General features: G+C 59.4%; 11 protein-coding genes. 7 read left to right on the forward strand and 4 right to left on the reverse strand.

The genetic code is table 11. The features are described 5' to 3' along the window. Positions 1 to 125 precede the first annotated feature (125 nt). On the forward strand, positions 126 to 503 hold the full coding sequence (gene mvaT / locus LIS66_RS20850) for a histone-like nucleoid-structuring protein MvaT (protein ID WP_016773476.1): 378 nt from the start codon (positions 126 to 128) through the stop codon (positions 501 to 503). Between the two features lie 97 nt (positions 504 to 600). Here the strand turns inward: mvaT and sbcB are convergent, their stop codons facing one another. Beyond that, entirely contained in the window at positions 601 to 2,031 is a 1,431-nt protein-coding gene (sbcB, locus tag LIS66_RS20855) for an exodeoxyribonuclease I (RefSeq protein WP_227972961.1), read from the reverse strand. A gap of 267 nt (positions 2,032 to 2,298) precedes the next feature. Here sbcB and LIS66_RS20860 point away from each other — a divergent pair, with 267 nt between their 5' ends. Genes LIS66_RS20860 through LIS66_RS20885 form a run of 6 tightly spaced genes read left to right on the forward strand, consistent with a single transcriptional unit; the run spans position 2,299 to position 9,000 of the window. Next, positions 2,299 to 3,015 carry an RDD family protein gene (locus LIS66_RS20860; RefSeq protein ID WP_042607310.1) on the forward strand — a complete coding sequence of 239 codons (717 nt, stop codon included), beginning with the start codon at positions 2,299 to 2,301 and terminating at the stop codon, positions 3,013 to 3,015. Continuing rightward, entirely contained in the window at positions 3,012 to 3,989 is a 978-nt protein-coding gene (locus tag LIS66_RS20865) for a stage II sporulation protein M (protein WP_042607402.1), read from the forward strand. The genes LIS66_RS20860 and LIS66_RS20865 overlap by 4 nt, the downstream gene beginning before the upstream one ends. Further along, on the forward strand, positions 3,976 to 5,514 hold the full coding sequence (locus tag LIS66_RS20870; protein WP_227972962.1) for a DUF4129 domain-containing protein: 1,539 nt from the start codon (positions 3,976 to 3,978) through the stop codon (positions 5,512 to 5,514). The genes LIS66_RS20865 and LIS66_RS20870 overlap by 14 nt, the downstream gene beginning before the upstream one ends. After that, positions 5,511 to 6,674: a DUF4350 domain-containing protein gene (locus LIS66_RS20875; RefSeq protein WP_227972963.1), complete on the forward strand. Its 1,164-nt coding sequence runs from the start codon at positions 5,511 to 5,513 to the stop codon at positions 6,672 to 6,674. The genes LIS66_RS20870 and LIS66_RS20875 overlap by 4 nt, the downstream gene beginning before the upstream one ends. Continuing rightward, complete coding sequence (locus LIS66_RS20880; RefSeq protein ID WP_042607313.1) at positions 6,671 to 7,672, forward strand: AAA family ATPase; 1,002 nt, start codon at positions 6,671 to 6,673, stop codon at positions 7,670 to 7,672. Before LIS66_RS20875 ends, LIS66_RS20880 begins: the two co-directional genes overlap by 4 nt. After that, on the forward strand, positions 7,669 to 9,000 hold the full coding sequence (locus LIS66_RS20885; protein ID WP_042607314.1) for a DUF58 domain-containing protein: 1,332 nt from the start codon (positions 7,669 to 7,671) through the stop codon (positions 8,998 to 9,000). The genes LIS66_RS20880 and LIS66_RS20885 overlap by 4 nt, the downstream gene beginning before the upstream one ends. Here the strand turns inward: LIS66_RS20885 and LIS66_RS20890 are convergent, their stop codons facing one another. From LIS66_RS20890 to LIS66_RS20900, 3 genes are read right to left on the reverse strand one after another with little or no spacing between them, the layout of a single operon-like run. Next, the gene (locus LIS66_RS20890; protein ID WP_227972964.1) at positions 9,001 to 13,041 is read right to left on the reverse strand and encodes a hypothetical protein; all 4,041 of its coding nucleotides are present in this window, start codon (positions 13,039 to 13,041) and stop codon (positions 9,001 to 9,003) included. Next, positions 13,034 to 17,122 carry a neuraminidase-like domain-containing protein gene (locus tag LIS66_RS20895; protein ID WP_227972965.1) on the reverse strand — a complete coding sequence of 1,363 codons (4,089 nt, stop codon included), beginning with the start codon at positions 17,120 to 17,122 and terminating at the stop codon, positions 13,034 to 13,036. Before LIS66_RS20895 ends, LIS66_RS20890 begins: the two co-directional genes overlap by 8 nt. A 32-nt stretch (positions 17,123 to 17,154) precedes the next feature. Next, positions 17,155 to 20,808: a Tc toxin subunit A gene (locus tag LIS66_RS20900; RefSeq protein ID WP_227972966.1), complete on the reverse strand. Its 3,654-nt coding sequence runs from the start codon at positions 20,806 to 20,808 to the stop codon at positions 17,155 to 17,157. Positions 20,809 to 20,887 lie beyond the last annotated feature (79 nt).

Consider the following 20,887-nt stretch of genomic DNA (forward strand, 5'->3'; position numbering starts at 1 on the left):
TTGACGGCTAATTCCTGTAACTCATTTAAATAAAAAGCCCATCTAAATGTTTACTTGATGAAACAGCCTGACTATTATTGCGGCACTGTCCCCTGTCATTCAGCATTCTACAAAAGGTAGTACTCATGTCCTTGATCAACGAATATCGCGCCACCGAAGAAGCCATCAAAGAGCTGCAAGCCCGTCTGAAAAACCTGTCCGAAGACGACAAACTGCAAGCCGAACTGGAATTCGAAGGCAAATTGCGCACGCTGATGGGTGAATACTCCAAATCGCTGCGTGACATCATCGCGCTGCTGGACCCGGAAGCCAAATCCAAGGCTCCACGTGGCGGCGCAGTGAAAACTACCGGCACCAAGCGTGCACGCAAAGTTAAACAATACAAAAACCCGCACAACGGTGAAGTCATCGAAACCAAAGGTGGCAACCACAAGACTCTGAAAGAGTGGAAAGCCAAGTGGGGCGGCGACGTGGTTGAAGGCTGGGCTACCCTGCTGGGCTAAGCCGCGACACCTTCGCCGAGCGATCCGCGAACAAAAAAACGCCAGCTTGCGCTGGCGTTTTTTTATGCCGGTAAATTATTACCGGGCATGTTCGATTTCACAGATTCAAACGTTTGCGTAATGCCTGGACATAGTTCTGCCAGTCATTGAGCACCTCTCGCTGCATTGGCGTCGCACTAAGCGACCATTGCTCGGCACTCTCGATAAATGACTGCACGGTATTCGGTGCGCCTGCCTCGGGTTGCGTCAGACGCTGCTGACAAAATAATCTCCAGCGTTCCTGCTCGGCAACATCCAGGGTCTGAGGAAAGTTGCGTGCTCGATATCGAAAAAGTAATTCGGGCAAACGTTCATCATCGAACGGCCACGGCTCTTGCGCTAGTTGCGCAGGGTCCGCCATTCGAACTTGCTCACATAGGCGGCGGTCACGATCGCCGATAAATCCGTCGTACAACTGCTGCTCGGGATCTTCGTTGGGGGTGAAATCTTCGCTGGCATAAATCGCCGCGATTTTATCTTTCCAGACTTGTTGTGCGTCAGTTAGTCGCAGTGCCCGCTCCTGATAAAGCGCCATATCCAGCCCAAGCCGTTGCTGATCTTCTGCACGCAATACCGCCAGCGGCGCTACAACCGGACAACGATTGATGTGAATCAGCTTGAGCGGCACCGGCAACTCACCTTCGGCCAACTCATCGCGGCGGGTATAAAGACGCTGGCGCAGGGCGTGCGCGTCCAGGTCCAGCAGTCCCTGCGGATCGAGATGCAAGTCACAGACGATCAAGGCGTTACGGTTCTTCGGATGCCAGGCCAGCGGCAGGACCACGCCGATATAACTGCGCACCGCCGAGAAACGTCCGGACACATGCACCATTGGCTGCAACAGGCGGATCTGATCCATGACTTTCTGTTTGCTGCGCAACTGGAACAGCCAGTCGTAGAGTCTGGGTTGTTTCTCGCGAATCAGCCGCGCCAGTGCGATGGTGGCGCGCACGTCCGACAGCGCCTCGTGGGCATGGCCGTGATCGATATTATTGGCCGCCGTGAGGCGTTCGAGCTTGAGGGTCACGCGGCCCTCGTCATCCGTCGGCCAGACCAGACCGTCAGGACGCAATGCGTAAGCGGCACGCACCACGTCGATCAGATCCCAGCGACTGTTGCCGCCCTGCCATTCCCGGGCATAGGGGTCGAAGAAATTGCGATACAGGCTGTAGCGAGTCATCTCGTCGTCGAAACGCAAGGTGTTGTAGCCGGCGCCACAGGTACCCGGTGCGGCCAGTTGCGCATGCACACGGGTCATGAAATCGGCTTCGCTCAAACCCTTCTCGGCAAGCTGAGCGGGCGTGATTCCGGTGATTGCGCACGCCGCCGGATGCGGCAGGATGTCTTCGCTGGGCTGGCAATACAGATTCACCGGCTCGTCGATTTCGTTGAGCGCATGGTCGGTGCGAATCCCGGCCACCTGCAGCGGACGGTCGTTGCGCGGATTGATGCCAGTGGTTTCGTAGTCGTACCAGAAGATTGAAGTCACGGGCGAATCCTGAACAGAAGATCGGCGAAGTCTAGGCGCTCCAGGGTTACCACGGCCAGCCTCGGAGCCCTTGAACAGCAATTTCTCCAGATTCCTACAGCTGAATTGCATTTCCCTTGTGGGAGCGAGCCTGCCCGCGAAAGCTTTCTGTCAGTTGCACATGGGCTGACTGATCCACCGCATTCGCGAGCAGGCTCGCTCCCACACCCGAGAGACTGCTAGCATCAGCCGCACTTGCATCCCGAACAGGCGAACATCAGGTAGCCCATGCTCGAACCCACAGCACCGCCAAGGAAAGCACCGCTGGATACGCGGCATCAGGTCGAAACGCCGGAAGGCATCGACCTGCCTTTACGCCCCGCCGGGCTGATGGTGCGCGCCGTGGCGTTTGCCATCGATCTGGGCATTCGCGGCTTGATTCTGGGCGTGCTGTTTATCGCACTGGCATTTCTCGGCAAGCTCGGCATGGGCCTCGGTTCACTGCTGCTGTTTGCCATCAGCTGGTGGTACATGGTGCTGTTCGAAGTGCTGCGCCAAGGCCGCTCGCCGGGCAAGCAATGGCTGGGTTTGCGCGTCGTCCATGACGACGGCACGCCGATCGGCTGGTCGGCCTCACTGCTGCGCAACCTGCTGCGTGTTGTCGACCTGCTGCCCTTCGGCTATTGCCTCGGTGCGATCAGTTGCCTGCAACACCCGACCTTCAAACGCCTCGGCGACATTGCCGCCGGCACACTGGTGGTCTACAGCGAACGCCCGCTCAGTCGCCCGCAATTGCCTGAGGCCGAACCTCGCCGCTGCCCCGTCGCTCTCACGCTCAGCGAGCAACGCGCGGTGCTCGGTTTCGCCGAGCGTCAGGCCGAGCTGTCGCCGGCGCGAGTCAATGAGCTGGCGGCATTGCTGGCGCAGCCGCTGCATATTTCCGCGCCCAGGGCCGTGTCCGAACTCAATGGCATCGCACGCGGACTGCTGGGGCCGACCCCATGAAGCAGAGCCTGTTCGAAACCCGCCACAAAGCCGAATGGGAGCGCTTCGCCCTGGCGCTGGAACGCCTCGAACATGGCAAGGACACCGCGCAGGTGAGCGCCTTTCCCAAAGCCTATCGACGTCTCTGCCAACATCTGGCTCTGGCCCAGGAGCGCGGCTACAGCAGTTTTCTGATCGATTCATTGCAGCAGCAGGTGTTGCGCGGCCATCAACAGCTGTATCGGCATCGCAGTCGCCTCGGCGCGCAAATCATCAGTTTCATCCTCGCCGACTTTCCGCGACTTGTGCGCGAAGAGTGGCGCTTCGTTGCGGTTGCCAGCCTGCTGTTCTTTGGCAGTCTGATCGGTTTCGCAGTGCTGGTTTATCTGTTTCCGCAGCTGATCTACAACCTGATCCCCGCCGAACAGGTGCGCGAGATGCAAGGCATGTACGACCCCGTCGCCGGCCACCTCGGACGCTCGGCGGAACGCGCAGCGAGTGAAGACTGGGTGATGTTCGGCTATTACGTGATGCACAACATCGGCATCGCCTTCCAGACCTTCGCCAGCGGTTTGCTGATGGGCGTGGGCAGCGGTTTTTTCCTGCTCTACAACGGCATGATCATCGGCGCGGTGGCCGGACATCTCAGCGAAATCGGCTTCGGCCAGACCTTCTGGTCCTTCGTGATCGGCCACGGCGCATTCGAACTGACCGCCATTGCCCTCGCCGGTGCCGCGGGCCTGAAGCTGGGCTGGGCGCTGATCGCACCGGGACGCCTGACCCGCGGCGAGGCACTGCGCCTGGCCGCGCAAAAAAGCGTGCTGCTGGTATGCGGGGTCATGCTGTTCTTGCTGATTGCAGCCTTCATCGAGGCTTACTGGTCGTCGAAGACCAGTGTCGCACCGCTGACCAAATACACCGTCGGCGCCGCGCTGTGGCTGGCCGTTGCGGTATATCTGCTGTTGGCCGGAAGGACTCGCCATGCGCCTGAGTGACGCCAGTGTGGTGATCCGCCCGCGCACGACCTGGGAAGCCATGGACCTGGGCGTGTTGCTGAGCCAGCAGCATCGGCGGTTGTTGATGACCAGTTGGGCGCTCGTCACCCTGCCGCTGTTCGCCCTGCTCAGCGTGCTGCTGTGGGATTCGCCATCGCTGGCGGTGTTTGTGTTCTGGTGGCTGAAACCGGCGTATGAACGCCTGCCGCTGTACATCCTCTCCAAAGCGCTGTTCGGCGAGACGCCGACGCTCAAACAGGCCTTGCGTGAATGGCCGCGCCTGCTCAAGCCGCAACTGCTGGCCAGTCTGACCTGGCGCCGGCTGAGCCTGAGTCGCAGCTTTGTGCTGCCGGTGACGCAACTCGAGGGCCTCGATGGCGAGGCCAGACAACAACGCCTGCAGGTGCTGCTGCAACGCAACGGCGGCGCCGCACAATGGTTGACGATCATCGGCGTGCATCTGGAAACCGCACTGTGGATCGGCGTGATGCTGCTGTTCTACATGTTGCTGCCGCAGCAGATCGAAACCGATTGGGACTGGCAGTCGCTGCTGCTCGCGGCCGATCAGGACTGGCGTTGGCTGGAACACCTGACCAACGCGTTTTATGCGCTGATCCTGGTGGTCTGGGAACCCGTCTATGTTGCCTGCGGTTTCAGCCTGTACCTGAACCGCCGCACGCAACTGGAAGCCTGGGATATCGAGCTGGTCTTCCGGCGTTTGCGCCAGCGTTTGAACAACAGCGTGCTCGGCGTTTTGCTGGCCGCGTGTCTGCTACTGCCGAACCTGCAACCGGTATGGGCGGCTGATACGCCGGACGCGCCACGACTGCTCAATCAACCGCTGACCAGTCAGGCCTCGCGCGACAGCATCCAGTCATTGCTTGAACAGCCGCCGTTCAAGAACAAGGAAAGCGTCACCCGTTACCGCTTTGGCGAGGATCCGGCGAGCCCGGCGAAAGACGCGCAACCGGGTGAGGCGCCGCAGTGGCTGAAGACCCTGCTCGGCTGGCTCGACGGGCAACGCCTGAATGCCGTGGCCAATGTCATTGAAGCGCTGTTGTGGGGTGCGTTGATCGCCGCGCTGGGCTGGCTGGTCTGGCGGTATCGCGAATTCTTCCGGACCTTTGTCAGTCGTCGCCCGAACCTGCCATCGCGCAGCAAACCACCGGCGCCACCGCAAGTTTTCGGCCTCGATCTGAACCGTGAAACCTTGCCTGACGACATCGCCGCCAGCGCCGAACAATTGTGGTTCAGCGAACCTCGCGCCGCGCTGGGCCTGCTCTATCGCGGGCTGCTCAGCCATCTGCTGCACGATTTCGACCTGACGCTGAAAGCCGCCGACACCGAGAGCCAGATCCTCGAACGCATCGAGCAATTGCAACGCCCCGACCTGCTCGCCTACAGCCGCAACCTTACCGGCCACTGGCAGAACATGGCCTACGGACACCGGGTTCCACCGGCACATTTGCAAGCGGAGCTGTGCAACGGCTGGCGTGCATTGTTTGCCAAAGGTGCTGCGCATTGAACCGGCGCATCGGCTGGTCGATCGGTGCGCTGGCGCTTTTGCTGCTCGGCGGCTTGAGCCTTTTTCTGTTCCTCAAAGCCCGGCCGTATCAGGAAGTTATCGATCATGGCCCCTCGCCCACCGCGCAAGCCAACCCGTATCTGGCCGCAGAAATGTTCCTGCGCGAACGTGGTCTGGCGGTCAATCACGCCGAGACCCTGGCGGTGCTGCCGCAGATCGATCCGCACAACCACACCTTGCTGTTGTTCGGTGAACGCGCGCGGATGACGCCGCGTGAAGTCGATCAGGTGCTGAACTGGACTCGCGCCGGCGGGCGTCTGGTGTTTGTCGCCGAGTCGCTGTGGGATGCGCAAAACCGGCAAAGCGACGATCTGCTGCTCGACCGCGTGCAACTGCACCAATCGCTGAGCAAAGACTTGAAAGATCCTCCGCAAGAAGTGGGAAAGGATCGCTTCCCGAAACTGACCAAGCTGTATCTGGAAGACGAAGATGCGCCGGCCTACGCCAGTTTCGACACCGACTTCCACCTCGATGACCCGAACAACGTAGCCCAGGCCTGGGCCAACAGCGCCAAAGCCACGCATATGATGCAACGGGTATACGGCCTCGGCACGGTCACCGTGGTCACCGATGCCGAGCTGTGGAAAACCCCGGCCATCGGCCAATACGACAACGCCTGGCTGCTCTGGTACCTCAGCGCCGACACCGACGTCACGCTGATTTACAACACCGCCCACGATGGTCTGTGGACGTTGCTCTGGCGCTACTTCCCGCAGGCTATCGTCGCCCTGCTCGCCTTGATCGGTCTGTGGTTGTGGCAGGCGAGCGTGCGCCACGGGCCGGTGCAAATGCCCGCGCCAGCGGGTCGCCGTCAACTGCTGGAGCATCTGCGCGCCAGCGCCGATTTCCTGCTGCGCCACAACGGCCAGCAAGCGCTGTTGCAAGCGCTGCAGCAAGACGTCCTGCGTCGTGCCCGTCGCCGCCATCCCGGTTTCGATCAATTGAATGTGGCCGAACAATGGCTGGCGTTATCGCGCCTGACCCGGCAACCCACCCGCGCTATCAGCCAGGCCCTGAGCCCACGACCGAAGCAGCGTTTGTCCAGCGCCGAATTCAGCCGTCAGGTCGCTCATCTGCAAACCTTGAGGAACGCGTTATGACTGAACAGATCGAGCCCGGCAGCGCGACTCACGCCGCCCAGCAACGCCAGCGTGCCAGCCAGTTGGCGCAGGCGGTACGCAATGAATTGAACAAGGCGCTGATCGGCCAGGAGGCAGTGGTCGACGACGTGCTGACCGCACTGATTGCCGGCGGCCATGTGCTGCTCGAGGGTGTCCCCGGTCTGGGCAAGACCTTGCTGGTGCGGGCGCTGGCGCGTTGCTTCGGCGGCGAGTTTGCGCGCATTCAATTCACCCCCGACCTGATGCCCAGCGACGTCACCGGCCATGCCGTGTATGACTTGCAGACCGAGCAGTTCAAGCTGCGCAAAGGCCCGTTGTTCACCAACCTGCTGCTGGCCGATGAGATCAATCGCGCCCCGGCGAAAACCCAGGCGGCCTTGCTCGAAGCCATGCAGGAACGCCAGGTGACACTTGAAGGACGCGCCCTGCCCATCGCGCAACCGTTCATGGTCCTGGCCACGCAGAACCCGATCGAACAGGAAGGCACCTATCCGCTGCCGGAAGCCGAACTCGACCGGTTCATGCTCAAGGTGCGCATGGATTACCCCGATGCCGATCAGGAACTGAACATGGTCCGTCAGGTGTGTCGTTCGACCCGCGCCGACATGCTCGACGTGCAACCACTGCGCACCGTGTTGCAGGCCAAGGATGTGCAAGCCCTGCAACGGATTGCCAGTGATTTGCCGCTGGACGATCAGGTTCTCGATTACGCCGTGCGCCTGGCGCGCAGTACGCGAACCTGGCCGGGGTTGACCCTTGGTGCCGGGCCGCGCGCCTCGATCGCCCTGGTGCGTTGCGCCCGCGCCAGGGCGCTGTTGCGCGGCGGCGAATTCGTGATTCCCGATGACATCAAGGGGTGCGCGCTTGCCGTGCTGCGCCATCGCGTGCGCATCGCGCCGGAACTGGATATCGAAGGTCTGCAGGTCGATCAGGTGCTCGCGCAATTGCTCGATCAAGTCCCGGCGCCGCGCCTGTGAAACCCTCGTGGCTGCTGCTGAGCTGGCTCGCCCTGCTGCTGGTCGTCAGCCTTGTGCTCGGCGTCTTTCAGGCACTCGGCAGGGAGCTCCCGTCGAGCCTGATTGCGATCAACTGGGGTTTGCTCCTGGCTCTGTTGGCGTTGGCAGTTATTGACGCACTGCGCCTCAAACGCCTGCCCTCGCCACGCATCAAGCGGCATATGCCCGGCAGCCTGGCATTGGGGCGCTGGGCAGAGGTGCAGCTGGACATTGCGCATGACTTCGCCGAGGCGCTCAACGTCAATCTTTTCGACCACGTTCCCGACGGCCTCGCGTTTGAACATCTGCCATGGGTCGTTGAGCTTCAACCCGGCCATTCGAGCCAGATCCGCTACCGTCTGCGCCCGGCCAAACGCGGGCATTTCCGCTTTGAACAGTGCGAAGTCAACCTGCCGAGCCCGTTCGGATTATGGTCGGGAAAACGCCTGATCGAGGTCGCCGATCAGACCCGCGTCTATCCCGATTTCGCCCGGCTCTATGGCGCAGAGTTACGCGCCGTCGACAACTGGCTCAGCCAGCTTGGCGTACGCCAGCGGCAACGTCGCGGTCAGGGTCAGGAGTTCCATCAGTTGCGCGAATTTCGTGAGGGCGACAGCCTGCGCCAGATCGACTGGAAAGCCACTGCCCGCCAGCGCACACCGATTGCCCGCGAGTATCAGGACGAGCGCGACCAGCAAATCATCTTTCTCCTCGATTGCGGCCGACGCATGCGCAGCCAGGACGATGAACTGTCGCACTTCGACCACGCGCTCAATGCCTGCCTGTTGCTCAGTTATGTGGCGTTGCGTCAGGGCGATGCGGTGGGATTGAGTACGTTTGCCGATGATCAACCGCGCCATGTCGTGCCAGTCAAAGGCAGCGGGCAACTGAACGTGCTGCTCAACGCGGTTTACGACCTCGACAGCACGCAGCGTCCGGCTGATTATCAGGCCGCCGTCAACCAACTGCTGACGCGCCAGAAGCGCCGGGCACTGGTGGTCATGGTGACCAACCTGCGCGACGAAGACGATGAGGAGCTGCTGAGCGCGATCAGGCGTCTGAGCGCACATCATCGGGTAATGGTCGCCAGTCTGCGCGAAGAAGCGCTGGATACGTTACGCCAGTCACCGGTGCAAACGCTGCCAGAGGCGTTGGCTTATTGCGGCACGGTGAACTACCTGAATGAGCGTGCAGAACGCCATGAGCGCTTGAGTGCTCATGGCGTTGCCGTGATGGATGTTCGGCCCGCAGCGTTCGGCGCCGAGCTGGTGACGCAGTATCTGAGCTGGAAAAGTAGTGGGGCGCTTTGATCACTCCAGAATCGGCACATACACCGACCCACTTTCGGAGGTGCCGTCAGCATTTTCCACTTCAACCTCAAGGGAAACGATTTCCGACGCGGACATCACTTTCCAGCCAGTCTTGAATTCACCCTTGCTGTCTGTAATGGAATCAATGAAAGGCTTGCCGTTCACGCGGACCCGAATTTTTCTTTGAGGCAGCGGTGCTGCCGACGTTTTGTCCACGACCAATGCAGTCATCGATACATAGGCGCCCACATAGGCAGGATTCGGCGTCGCAACAACAGACGCCACAACAGCTGGACGCTCAGTGACAATCAGTGGCAGCGATTTCATATCCCATCCAGCCACGCCCCCCTTCACCGCCGCCCACACATGCCCCTCCCCCGGAACACCCAGCGACAAGCGAAGCTTTGCGTGCCCTTGAGCGTTGGTACGGGTTGACGGCAAGAATTCATCCGCGTAATTCCACATGACCTCAACGTCACTCTGCGGCTGACCATCGAGTGCTGACACGACGCTGGCTTGAAGCTCTACCGGTTCACCCGGATAGCCAGCGGACTGGATAAGGACCAGTTCGTTGATTTCAAGCGGCGCATTGAGCGTGAATCGATAATGGATGGAGCGTGCGCCCGCGCCTGCTCCCACGGTCGCAGTCAACTCGTTCAATCCAGGACAGGCAGGGATAAAGCCTATTTTCGCCATTCCGTAAAAGTCCGAGACACTCATCAATTCATTGATCCCGGCACCGAGCCATTTTACCGTTATGCCTGGCATCGCTTTGCCGCTGATCGATGACTGCAATCTGACTTGCCACTCAAGTGTCTCTCCCCAATCAAGCACTCTGTCCGCAACGGTATGTTCGGCAAACTCTACGACCCGCGAACCTGAACCCTGCGACATCGCATTGGCCGGCGACAGCCGTGCCAGCCGTTCGGCGGAAAGCCGCAAGGCAAAACTGCCGTCCGTGAAATCTCCCGCGCGCAACCCGAACCTTGCCATGCCATTCGTGACGACCTGCGCCATGCCCAGCTCTGGCTCATAGCTATTGCCCAGTACCGCGGGCGCCGTGCCGGTGTGCCCCATACGTACGGTCTGCCCGTTAAATTCTTCCGGGAAAAACGCCACGATACTGTGCCGACCGTTGCGACGCGGGAATCCGGTGGTGACACCCCAGACCTGACTGGTCTGACCATCGAAACTGACCTTGACTCGCGGCCAGAGATCTTCTGCCAATGTTTTGAAGGTGACGCTTCTCTGCTCTGAGGTATTGTCGAAGAGACTGAGCAAAGTCGCCTGCACCGTATGCATGTCGGCGCTCACGGGAAGCACGGCGAAGCCGGAGTTACCACTGCTGTCCGTGTTGACCACTACGGGGTCTGCGCCTGCGTACCATGTGACCGGCACATCGGCAACTGCCTCCCCGGTAAATCGTGATACCACATTAGCCCACGTCCAGGCCCGATCAAGATCCACTACCGGATCCACCGGTGATTCCAGTATGGAATTGAAACTCAAGGCGTTATGTCCCAGATCCATGGGTGTGACGGGGGCGAGGAATGCCAATTGAGGCAGGTTTACAGCGAGCGCAAAGTCACCCGCTTTTGTGCTGCTGCTGAAGTCGAGTTGCCAGAAAGCACCCTCGGCACCCAGCGGTTGAGATTGCGCCAGGGGCGGACGCACGCCCGCGTTCAATTCTTCGGCGGGCGTTCCCGACCACTCCAGCGCTGTTGACAGACCCACCAGCGGGCTCAGCTCATTGAGCCAGACGGTGAACTGATGATCCGCACCGAGGCAGGGATATAGCGTCTGCCCATCGAGTGCTGCCGTTACGCGGTCCAGCCTGACGCCAAGCTCCCGAGTCAGGTCTGCATTGACGAATCGCCCGCACAACTCGCGATCATCTGCAACAGCTTCAGCGCGCAGACGCAACTCAAAGGGTCTGCTCAGACTTTCGGCGGCGCTGGAGGACAGGTTCCATGTCAATCCATCAGCCCCCAGCGGGAAAAAACTGCCCGGGTCAGCCGGGTTCAGACCGATCAGCGGATCGCCCTCTCGCCAATCCAGACTGATGCGTTTGTTGTCGACCCATGGGCTGCCCTCAACAGGGGTGACCTTCAGCACATGTGTCTGTCCATGCCGGCACACCAGACCGATGGTTTGCAGATCCACTGCTTCGTCATCCAGAGTGATCTGCACATGCTCCTTCCAGACATTGGTCGCGATCGCCTTCACGACGAATTCCATCTCGCTCGGCTCGGCATCTTCATGAGCCTTGATGGTGGCAGTCACACGATGGTCTCCCGCAGCGCCAGGCTGATGGCTATGACTGGCCCAGCCACCGATGCCTGTCAGGGTCTTCGTCACGCTCCCATCCGGCTCCGTCCAGAACACCAGTGCTCCCTCGACCTGGCCACCGGTTCCCGATGCCGTCTTGTGCAGTACCTGCACCCACATTCTTGCGCTGTCGTTTTCATCCACCACACAAATCCTGTCAGGCCCTCGCACCTCACCAGGTTCAACGACATTGCGCGCCAGCAACATGGGTTTGGCAGGCGAACTTTCCAACAGATGCGCAGAGGTCAACCGCAGAGAAAACTGGCCATCGTCTCTGTCCTCGTTATCAAATCGATACTCAAGCAGTCCACCCGAACCTATACGAGCGGCTGTTTCAAGCGGTGGCGTGACAGTAACTCCCAGCTTCTCGGCAGGGTCGCCACTCCAGCGCAACGTCACGTCTGTGTCCCACAGTTCCTCGGGGAAGCGGATTTGCAAACGATAGGTCGTTCCGCGATTGGGATAGCCTTTCTGATCCCACGGCCGCTCGTCTCCCTCTCCAATGATCGTGCGGATCTCTTGCAACGGGTCGGTCGCCAGCACCTTGACTTCAAAGGCCTGACTCACTGCGCCGCTGGCGTAGTAGAGACTTTCGACCGACGCTTGGATCTGCACATCGCCGGCCGCGCTCGGTTGTTGTTCAAACCAGGCCCAGCCCTCACGATCGGTCGGCGTTGTGGTTTTTACGTCCGTGCCGTCTACCGTCCAGGTGACTGTTATGCCCTCGAGCGCCTTGTCGGTGTAATACGAACCGACGCAGACGCCAACCCTGATGGATTGGCCATACTCCATTACCACGTAATGCGCCGCCTCTTTCAGTTGAATGAACTTTAGGCGGTGGTCACCCAGTGAGAGCGGAATATCCAGCACGGGGGAGTTGAACTCGTTCGCTAACTGCAGAGTGAAAAGATAGGGGGGGTCGCCGTCAAGTTCAGGGCAAACGAGACTCCAGGTATCATCCAGCGGTTTATCCCTGCCCCAATCCGGATCGGCGACAATTGCGCCCTGTGGGTTGTTCCTGATGTTCAACGACGCCCGAGTACCCTGCCAGGCATCATCCTGCGCATGGATGCATTTGAAGCGGTGCGCAGTCGAACCCAGCGCGCCCAGACAAAGAGGCAAGACGCGCGCCAGTGGCAATTGTTCTGCGTCCAGTTGCAACGTCAACACATGCGCGGCCGGCAAATGCAACTGCAGGTTGATCCGGGTGATACGCAACGAGGAGAAGTAGTCGCCCTCTTTGTTGAGCGGACTGATGGCGTGGACTTTCAGAAGCTGTGTATCCAACAGCGGCAGTGTCACATCCACTTCGTACGTGTGTGGCCGGAACAGCCGAGGCAGACCATCGCGCTGGCGCTGGAGGTCGGCATTGCGGTCGCGAAGTGCGCCCACGCGCAGGGGAATTTTCTGCGTATCGGGCAGCCCGGCCACACTGAGCTCCAGCAGCCCTTCCTCATCGTGGTCCATTTCACAAAGAAAGCTGATGACATACCTGACGTCGTTGCTGGCACTTTTGAATAAGGTAATTTCCTGATACGCGGAAGCCCCGTCGAGAGCGGACAGGATGTTCAGGCGCTCACCACTTTCCAATTGCTCGGCCTTGGTCACGACATAAGCCGGGTTGACCGGCCCTCTTTTCCACTCTCGCAGGCTCTGAGAGAAGTCGCCGTTGAGGATCAGATTGCGCTCGGCTTGAATCCCGGGTTTACGCATGATGGCGGCTCCGTTCGGCATTGCGCTGCAAAGCATCCGCTTTGGCTTCTGTCACCAGGTTTTCCACTGCCAGTACGAAGGTCGGCTCACCGGGCCAAGCCGAATAGCGGATAGTGATAATGAGGTCGGTAATGGATGCAAGCACGGCAGATTGAGCCGGCTCGCCCCACCACGGAAAATGGATTTCCCAACAGGAAACAGCCCCCGAGCACTCAAAGGCGCGAAGCAGCCCCGTATCCTGGTCTTCCATGACGCGCCCATCATCGGCAACGCCTTGGGAAATGCCGATTTGCTGCCCCGAGCGCGTGTTGAACACCACATCGGCAGGTGCTGCCTTGCTCTCGGGGTTATGCAGATATTCCACCGCCTGTGGCACTGGCCGGACGACGGTACGACTGCCAGTCTGGGTCAGCGTGGCCCTGAGGTTTTCGTAGGGTCCGAGCAATGCCGGGCAGTCAAATTCAACCGAGCGGATCAACCGGCAGTATTCACCGGGATGGTCGCGATTGAAGTTCAACTCACTCACGCAAAAAGCGAGGCGTCCTCGAGTCTGCAGGTTTCCAAGCGCCGTCGCCCAGTCGGGGGCGTCGGGCTGCGGCTCGACGGTATCAGCGAAAAGCTGTCGCAAGGAAACGGTCTTGACCCGCTCGATACGTCGCTCGAAGCTTTGCAGGTGATCGCGCTGCTCGCGCATCAGAAAGCCCGCCAACTGCTGGCCAGCCAACAAACCGTGATGTTTATCGGACCATGCCTGGGCCAAAATCGACGCTGAATCGTAATCACCGGTTTGTGCAATGCGCGATGCCTGAGCACTGACGCACAGACTGTAAGTTGCGTCATAAGCCTGGTAGTACAACGCCTTGAGTTGTGCCAGCAGCCAATCGTAAAGCTGACTGTGGGTGGTGCGTTTTTGCAGAAAGTCGTACACGGCCATGGACTGAAGATTGGTTTGCAAGACCAATTGCAGACTGGCCCGGGCAGCATCCACAGCAATCACCTGCGCATTGATCTGCTCATCCAGCGCCTGCAGTTCGGCGAGTGCCAGGTTGCGTTGCAAACCCCACTCGCGGCGACGCAGACGATAGCCTTCAGTCACCGCTCTTTTTTCCGCGTCGGCCTGCTTGCCCAGTGAGGCAATCTGCAAGCCCTGTGCGATGGCATGCAAAACACCTTCTGGAAAGGCATTGCCGTTGGCCATACCAAATACTTTGGGAATGACCGAAATCCCCCCCGCCGCAGACTGAACGGCGACCGAGCCCTGATTGAGTTCCTTGGCAGCGTGAAGGTCATCCATGACCTTGTATTCCTCTGCCGTGACGTTTTCGTCAAACCACGCGGCGTACTCATCGGCGCGTTGCTTGACGGCGGCGTGACTTTGGCGCAAGGCCGTCAGCGTCACGTCCATCTGAGCGAGGGATTTTTCCTGAATGGTTTTCGTCCATTCGGCTTGTTCCAGCAAATGCCTTTGTTGCAACTCAATCTGTTGCGCTGTGTCGCGCTGTTCCATGAAGCGCAGCAGTTCACTGCCGAGGTTTTGCAGCTCCTGTGCAGACCGCAGGGCAAATTCGCTGGTGACTCGCCAGCCGTAGCCGTTCAGGACTGGTCGCCCCCCCATTCGCCGTGGCCCGGCGTTGTTTCCTGCCGCCAGATCACGTAACAGTTGCGCAGGATCACCCGGCGGTTCATACAGCGGCAATTCGAGCGGTTTGCCATCAATGGTCAACCAATGGCGCAAGTTGTAGAGGCGCTGCCGAGGCAGTTGGATCAGCGCCAGCAAGCGATCATTGGTCGGCAGTTTGAACGGTGGTGTCGCCAGCAGCCCCATCGCGGGTGCGAAATCAGCCGCGGGCGGTACGTCGGCAAGGGAATACACATGCGTTCTCTCGAACGCTTCCAGCGTTGGACGCGCGCCGCTCTGGTCAATCAGCGCTCCGAGCGTCTGCGTCTGCCAATCGGTCACCGAGCGCGCCGTAGGCGGGTCGCCCATCAAGTCCTGCGCCTGCTGATAACACTCCTTGGCCAGCACCAGACTGTCCCGCGTCTGCTGGCGGTAATACCAGTCCCCCTCCTCGACCAGATTCTTGACGAACTCCATGAAGGTCAGGATCTGAAAATGCTGTGGCGCCGCATAACTGATGGCGTACGGATCATCTTCTACCAGACACTCAGAGCCGGCATTGCCGGGACTCACCAAGGGCCGGCAGCGCCAGTAGTCCGGCTTGTCGCTTGGCTGCGGGGGATTGGAAACCTGCGCGGTCGCTTGCGGATCGAACACCCTGCGCCACCAGGCTTCAGCCTCGCGATAACGATTTTCGTCGCGAAAGCGGATACCCACCAGATGAATCACATGGTAGTACAACTCCCAGAAGTACAAGCCATTGGCACTATTGAAGGCACCGTTGGGCTCATTGACCGGCCCGGCTTCCGAGGTCGGCTCATCGAAAAACTGCGCCTCCCAGGCGTACACCGCATCTACAGAAAAATTGGCGAGGCCGACCAACCGCGGACCGAACAGCGAATTAAGGCGTACCCGTGCCAGGGTTCCAGGCTTGTTGAAGGCCAGAAACTGCGCCGCGTCATGCCGATTCTTTTCCAGTACCGCGGGATCGAAACCCACGATGCCGGTCATTGTCAGCACGAACTGTTTCCGGCCATAGGTTGCAGAGGCAGTAGTCGCGCCGAAAGTGAAGGTGATGGGGCTGATGAAGCCGCCTGAACCACGCGTGTAGGTAAGCCAGTCGGTGGCCCATCCACCGTCTGTCGAATACGTTCCACTGGTTTCCTCCGGATCCCCGCCTGAGGGTTCGCTGGCCAGCGTCAAATCGAAACCAACATTTGCCACACCCCCGGTGCCATTTGGCCTGCAAATGCCCCTGACGGCCAGGATGTCTCCCGTCGAGTGAGTCAGCACAAACGCATCCAGTTCGTAGAAGTCAGTCAGCGTCCCGGACGTCGGGATCGTCGTAACCATTTTTGGCCGCATCTGTTCAGTCAGCGAATGCTGGACAGTGAGCACACTGTCGAAACGTTGCGCGAGTTTTTCCAGCCAGCCGCCCTCATACGCAGGGAGTGGCCGAAACAACACATCGCGCATTACCGGCGTCTGCGCTTCATGACCTTTGAAAAACAAGATGCCGAGAAAACCATTGGGATGACTTTCGGTAACACGGATCGTCGCAATCAAGCGGCTATCGGCTGGCGGAGGCGCGTCGAGATCTCCAATGCTTTGCAGATTGGTTGCCGGCGACCACTCTCCGTTCTGCGATCTGAAGGCTATGTTGATGCTCACCTTGTAGGGAACATAGCCATCCTTGCCTATCTCCCCGAGTTTGTCTGAAGGCTCGGCCCAGACCAGACACGGCCTGCCGTTCCAGAACACCGGGCGCACATCCAGCACGGTTCCGGTCACCCCGACATCGATCATGTCCCACTCGTACCACGCCGCCGGATTGACGCTGGTACAGGTCGGCGTCAGTTCAATCTGCGCTTCGCGCCAAAAGTATCGGTAAGGCGCCACCCGTTCGCGGCCGACAAGGAAATAGCGCCCATCCACGGCCGTGGTGCCATGCAGAAAAGCACTGATGACTTCCAGGTTGCAGATTTCTTCAAAAGACTTCAGATAGGCACGCAAAGCGATCAGTACCGAATCGGTGCTTAACCGTGTCTGGTTCAGATCGGTCATCAACGTCAGGAACAAACGAGTCATGCGAGACCGCGCGAACGGCGTCATGTAGTTTTCCGGGTAAATGAGGAGCAACATCAACGCCGACCAGTCCGAATAGTTTCTGTACAGCTCCCAGCGTTTCAGATCCTCTTCAGGGAACTCTGTCTTCGAATACCCCGGCTCAAGCTTGCGGTAGGCAGCATTGATGAATTTCTGCGCGCAGCTGATTGCCTCGGCACCCAGTGCACTGGGCACTTTTTGCGTGTCGAGCGAGTCCAGACGCAACAATTCATTCAGATGGTCAGCGTTCTTTATGATGCTGAACCGGCCATCGCTCTCGCCGAAGTGGCCCAGGCAATACTCCGTCAGTGCTGTGCGACGTTGTTCGAGCAAATCGTTGATGATGCTTTGGCTCATGATCTTCACCTTCTGGCGGGGCTGCGCAAACGTCATGCTTCATTCGGAAGGGGGGGAGGCGCGAATTCAATCGGTGCAAAGTCCACTGTGTTTTTGCTGCTCTCCGAGAACACGGTGCAAATGAATGTGCCTCCCGTCGGACTTGAGATAACCGCTCGGGCAACGCCTTGCTGAGTGGCCTGGCCCTGCTGAGGCCGAATCACCGCCTCAACCGCCAGTAAAGCCGCGTCATCAACAGCTGTGGCGGACCAACGCACCCCGCGGTTTTTGCCCAGATTGCCGAAGCGATCCATGAGCACGGCCGATAACTCGACCGCTTGCCCCGCTGGCACAACGTTGGTGGGCACTCTGGACATGAAAGGCGCGGGGAAATCCAGGTGCAGCTCGTCGTCGGTCACCTGGATGAGCGGCCCCTCCTGCGGCGCGATCAAGGGTAACCAGAACAGCGGACGCTCAGCGCCCATGACCTTCCCTGGCGTGTAGGTTGCCGTGGCGATACCGGTTTGTGGCTGGGTGTTGCCGATAACCAGGGTGCCAAGACTGGCCTGTCCGCGAATGGACACACCGCTGAGCGCCGTGCCGTCCTGATCTGTCAGCCTGATGGTGAAAATGATCTTGCCCTCACTTCCGGCAATCACCTCGAAGTTATCCGGCACAATCTGCATGTTGATGAGCGGCGCCCGCAGCTCGGCGGATGGGCGAACCGCTGCCGCCGCTTCCCACAGACTCAACGAGGCATGCTCGGCAGCGTCTTTGTAAACCGGCTTGTCGACGGTTTCAGGCAGCGTCCCCAGGAGAAAAATGGTCAGCGCATCCATCTGGGTATGGGTGGCCAGTTCGCGCACCCGAACCAACAGATCCAGTTGCTGGAGATTTTTCAAGAGCCTGTATTTCGGGTCGATTCGCCCGATGCATTCGTGCACTTCCTGCTCGCTCCAGTCGAAAAACCGTGCCAGCCAGACCTCCGATGCCTGCTGTGCAAGGCGCAGCGCGTGGGTGGACAAACCCTCCGGATCTCCCCATTCATGGATCTGCCTCAGGTACTCAAGCAACTCGGTATGAGGCTGCTTGCTGATCTCGAAGGCATGAGTCAGAACCGTCAGGTAGTACAGGGTTGCGACGCTGAAGACTTCAGGGTCGTTCTGCTGCCACCAATCGTTGAGTCCGTAATCGAGCAGGGCATTAAGGGTTTCGAGGCTTATGTCGAGTTCAGCCACGACGGCGCTGAGCCGACGTATGTCAGCCAGCAGAAAAAACAGCGGATCAAGAGGTTCCTCACGCAGGGTGTGTGACAGCTCCCAGTCCTCACCCATTTGCTCGACGATTCTGACCAACAGCTCATAAACGCTCGAATTCGCCCAGGTCAAAACCTTCAGCGCCCTCTCTGCATCCAGCCCGGTATAAACGGCCAGACATTCACGCGCGACTGACAGCTGAGCAGCACGCGCCTGCAGCAGAACCGTGAGCATGATTTCGACGATGGGCGCACGCACACTGATGTCATCTTCAATCAGCCCCTCCCTGACCGCCTTGTCGAGTTCCTCTCTGGCGAAAACAACGTATTGGTCTTCCGTACCCTCGCGGGATTTCACCAGCCCCAGCGGGTCAGTCAGCGAAGAAAGCAGATCTTTCCAGTTATGGCCCACCTGCAGCGGCGGCACACCGGCGGTCACAAATCCGGTATGCGTCAATAATGCCTCGCCCAGCAAATTGCGGACCTGCTCGAACAAGCGCAGTTCTGGCTCGGCCGCCACATTGGACACCTGAGGAACCGCCACCTGTTGCAGCATCCACAGCACCGGCAAATCGCGCGTTCGACACCAATAGCGGCATGCAACCAGTGCCGAAATGAGGTTCAACACATCGGGAACAGTGTCGCCGGCCGTGGGTTCTCCCGTGATCACCGGAATGCCCGCCAGTCCGTCAGCCCATGCCTCCCCGCCAAGCACCATGAGCATCAACAGCCCCTCGACCGGCGTCATGCCCAACAAGCGGGGCAATTTCACCAGTCGGTAAAACGCCGACAGAATCTCCGGGCTGCGCTCGAGCGTCCCGGTTCGGCCATGGGCACGGGCAATCGCCAGCGCCAGATACTGGTAGGTCTGCAGGTCGATTTCCAGCGCGCTGCAGATTCGGCTGATGGTGAGTTCGGGCACACCCTGCGACGGTAGCAAGAGAAACTCACCGTTATCCAGGAGCAATGGATCGCGGTAGTGTCTCTGGACATTATTGAATATCTGATCAAACTGTGACGCTAGCTGCCCGCGGCCATAGATCGAGAATTTGTCGATAAACACCGCGAACTCCGCAGCCGTGCACTCGAAGCCTTCACGCAAGGTCTGGAACAACCCCAGCGCATGCACGGTATGGTCGGTAACCCAGATGGCGGGTTTTACAGGTTTTTCAGGGGAGTCCGGGATGCCAGCCCACTCGGCGTTGAAAGCGGCCACCAGCAGCGAATCGACCTCTTCGGGAGGCAGCCTCAGCCATAAATCCAGGCGTCGCTTGCGGTTCATCCGGTCGTATCGCCTCGGGTTGAGGGGGGATTCGCTCAACCGGTGCTGAAATCTTTCGTAATTGACACTGACGGCGGGTGATTCGCCGCCGTTGATAAAAACCGAACCGGAACGCTCGCTTTCCTCCTTTTCGGCAGCCGCATAGATACTCACGTTATCCGATCGTGTTGGTGCGTAACGGCCAATGGACAGAAATGCTTCCACGCCATCGGCATCCAGTTTGGTGCGCTTGGCGAAAAAATTCACTTGATTGAGGTTCTGCCAGTCCACCCCGGTGGCGCCGTAATTCTTCAGATAGAATGCGTTTCTGGTGTCGGCGTCGTCGGGAACGGGCCTCTCGGTCAACAAGTCTCGCTGAAACGGCCCCAGCCGCGACGCATGCGCCAGCGCACGACCGGCGTCGTCATCCCAGGCATCCGGGAGAAGAAAGTTTGGATATTCGATATCTGTCCAGCGGGCGAAGTGCCCTACCGAAAGACCGTGATCAGCGACCAGCGCATTGATGGTTGCCCAATGCTTGTAGTACGGCAAACCGTTCGGATAGCGCCGCAGGATCATGGCCTCTTCCAGCTCCGCTTCAGTTTTGCCGATAAACCTTTCCAGTACCTTGAGCGTGATCTCCACTGCTGAAACGGTCTGGTGCATCGCGTTGTGGTCGATGAGCAGCTCGCTGATATCGGCCCGACGCGTGTGGATCGGAATCATGCCGGTTAGTTCATTGGGGTCACCATGTTCCTCGATATTGTCCCTGACCCACTTCCACTCCTCTACCAGATAAGCGACAAGCCCCGTGGCATCTTCGAGCGCGCCAACCGGCGCGAACTGGTCAAATGCCGGGCGGAACAGGAGTTCGAAACTGGGCCCGGTATTGAACCCACCCGCCTCGAACGGTGCCGGTGTCGTCTCGCCGGCCAATGACTGCTCGATGAACTGCCGTCGCAGGTAAACCGCCAGGCCATTCAACCGACGCAGCAACTTTCTGGCGTCCTCGACATTGATGTCGAAGTCTTTCGCCAGGCCCTCGGCGCCCTTCTCCACCAAGGGAAAAATCGACTCACCACGCTCCAGCCAGGATCTCAGACCGGCGAACTTCTCCAGGCTCTGCTGCTCGCCAAAGACCTGCTCGAACAACTCCAGGGCGGGTTTTTTCGCCGTACTTTTACTGGCCATGCTGTCAGTCCTTGAACAGTTGATGTGCGCTGGCGGGGAACCTGGCCGGCATCGGTTGATACAGAGCATTCAGCGCTTC

It is taken from the genome of Pseudomonas sp. HN2, from assembly GCF_020736465.1.
Lineage (GTDB): Bacteria > Pseudomonadota > Gammaproteobacteria > Pseudomonadales > Pseudomonadaceae > Aquipseudomonas > Aquipseudomonas moraviensis_A.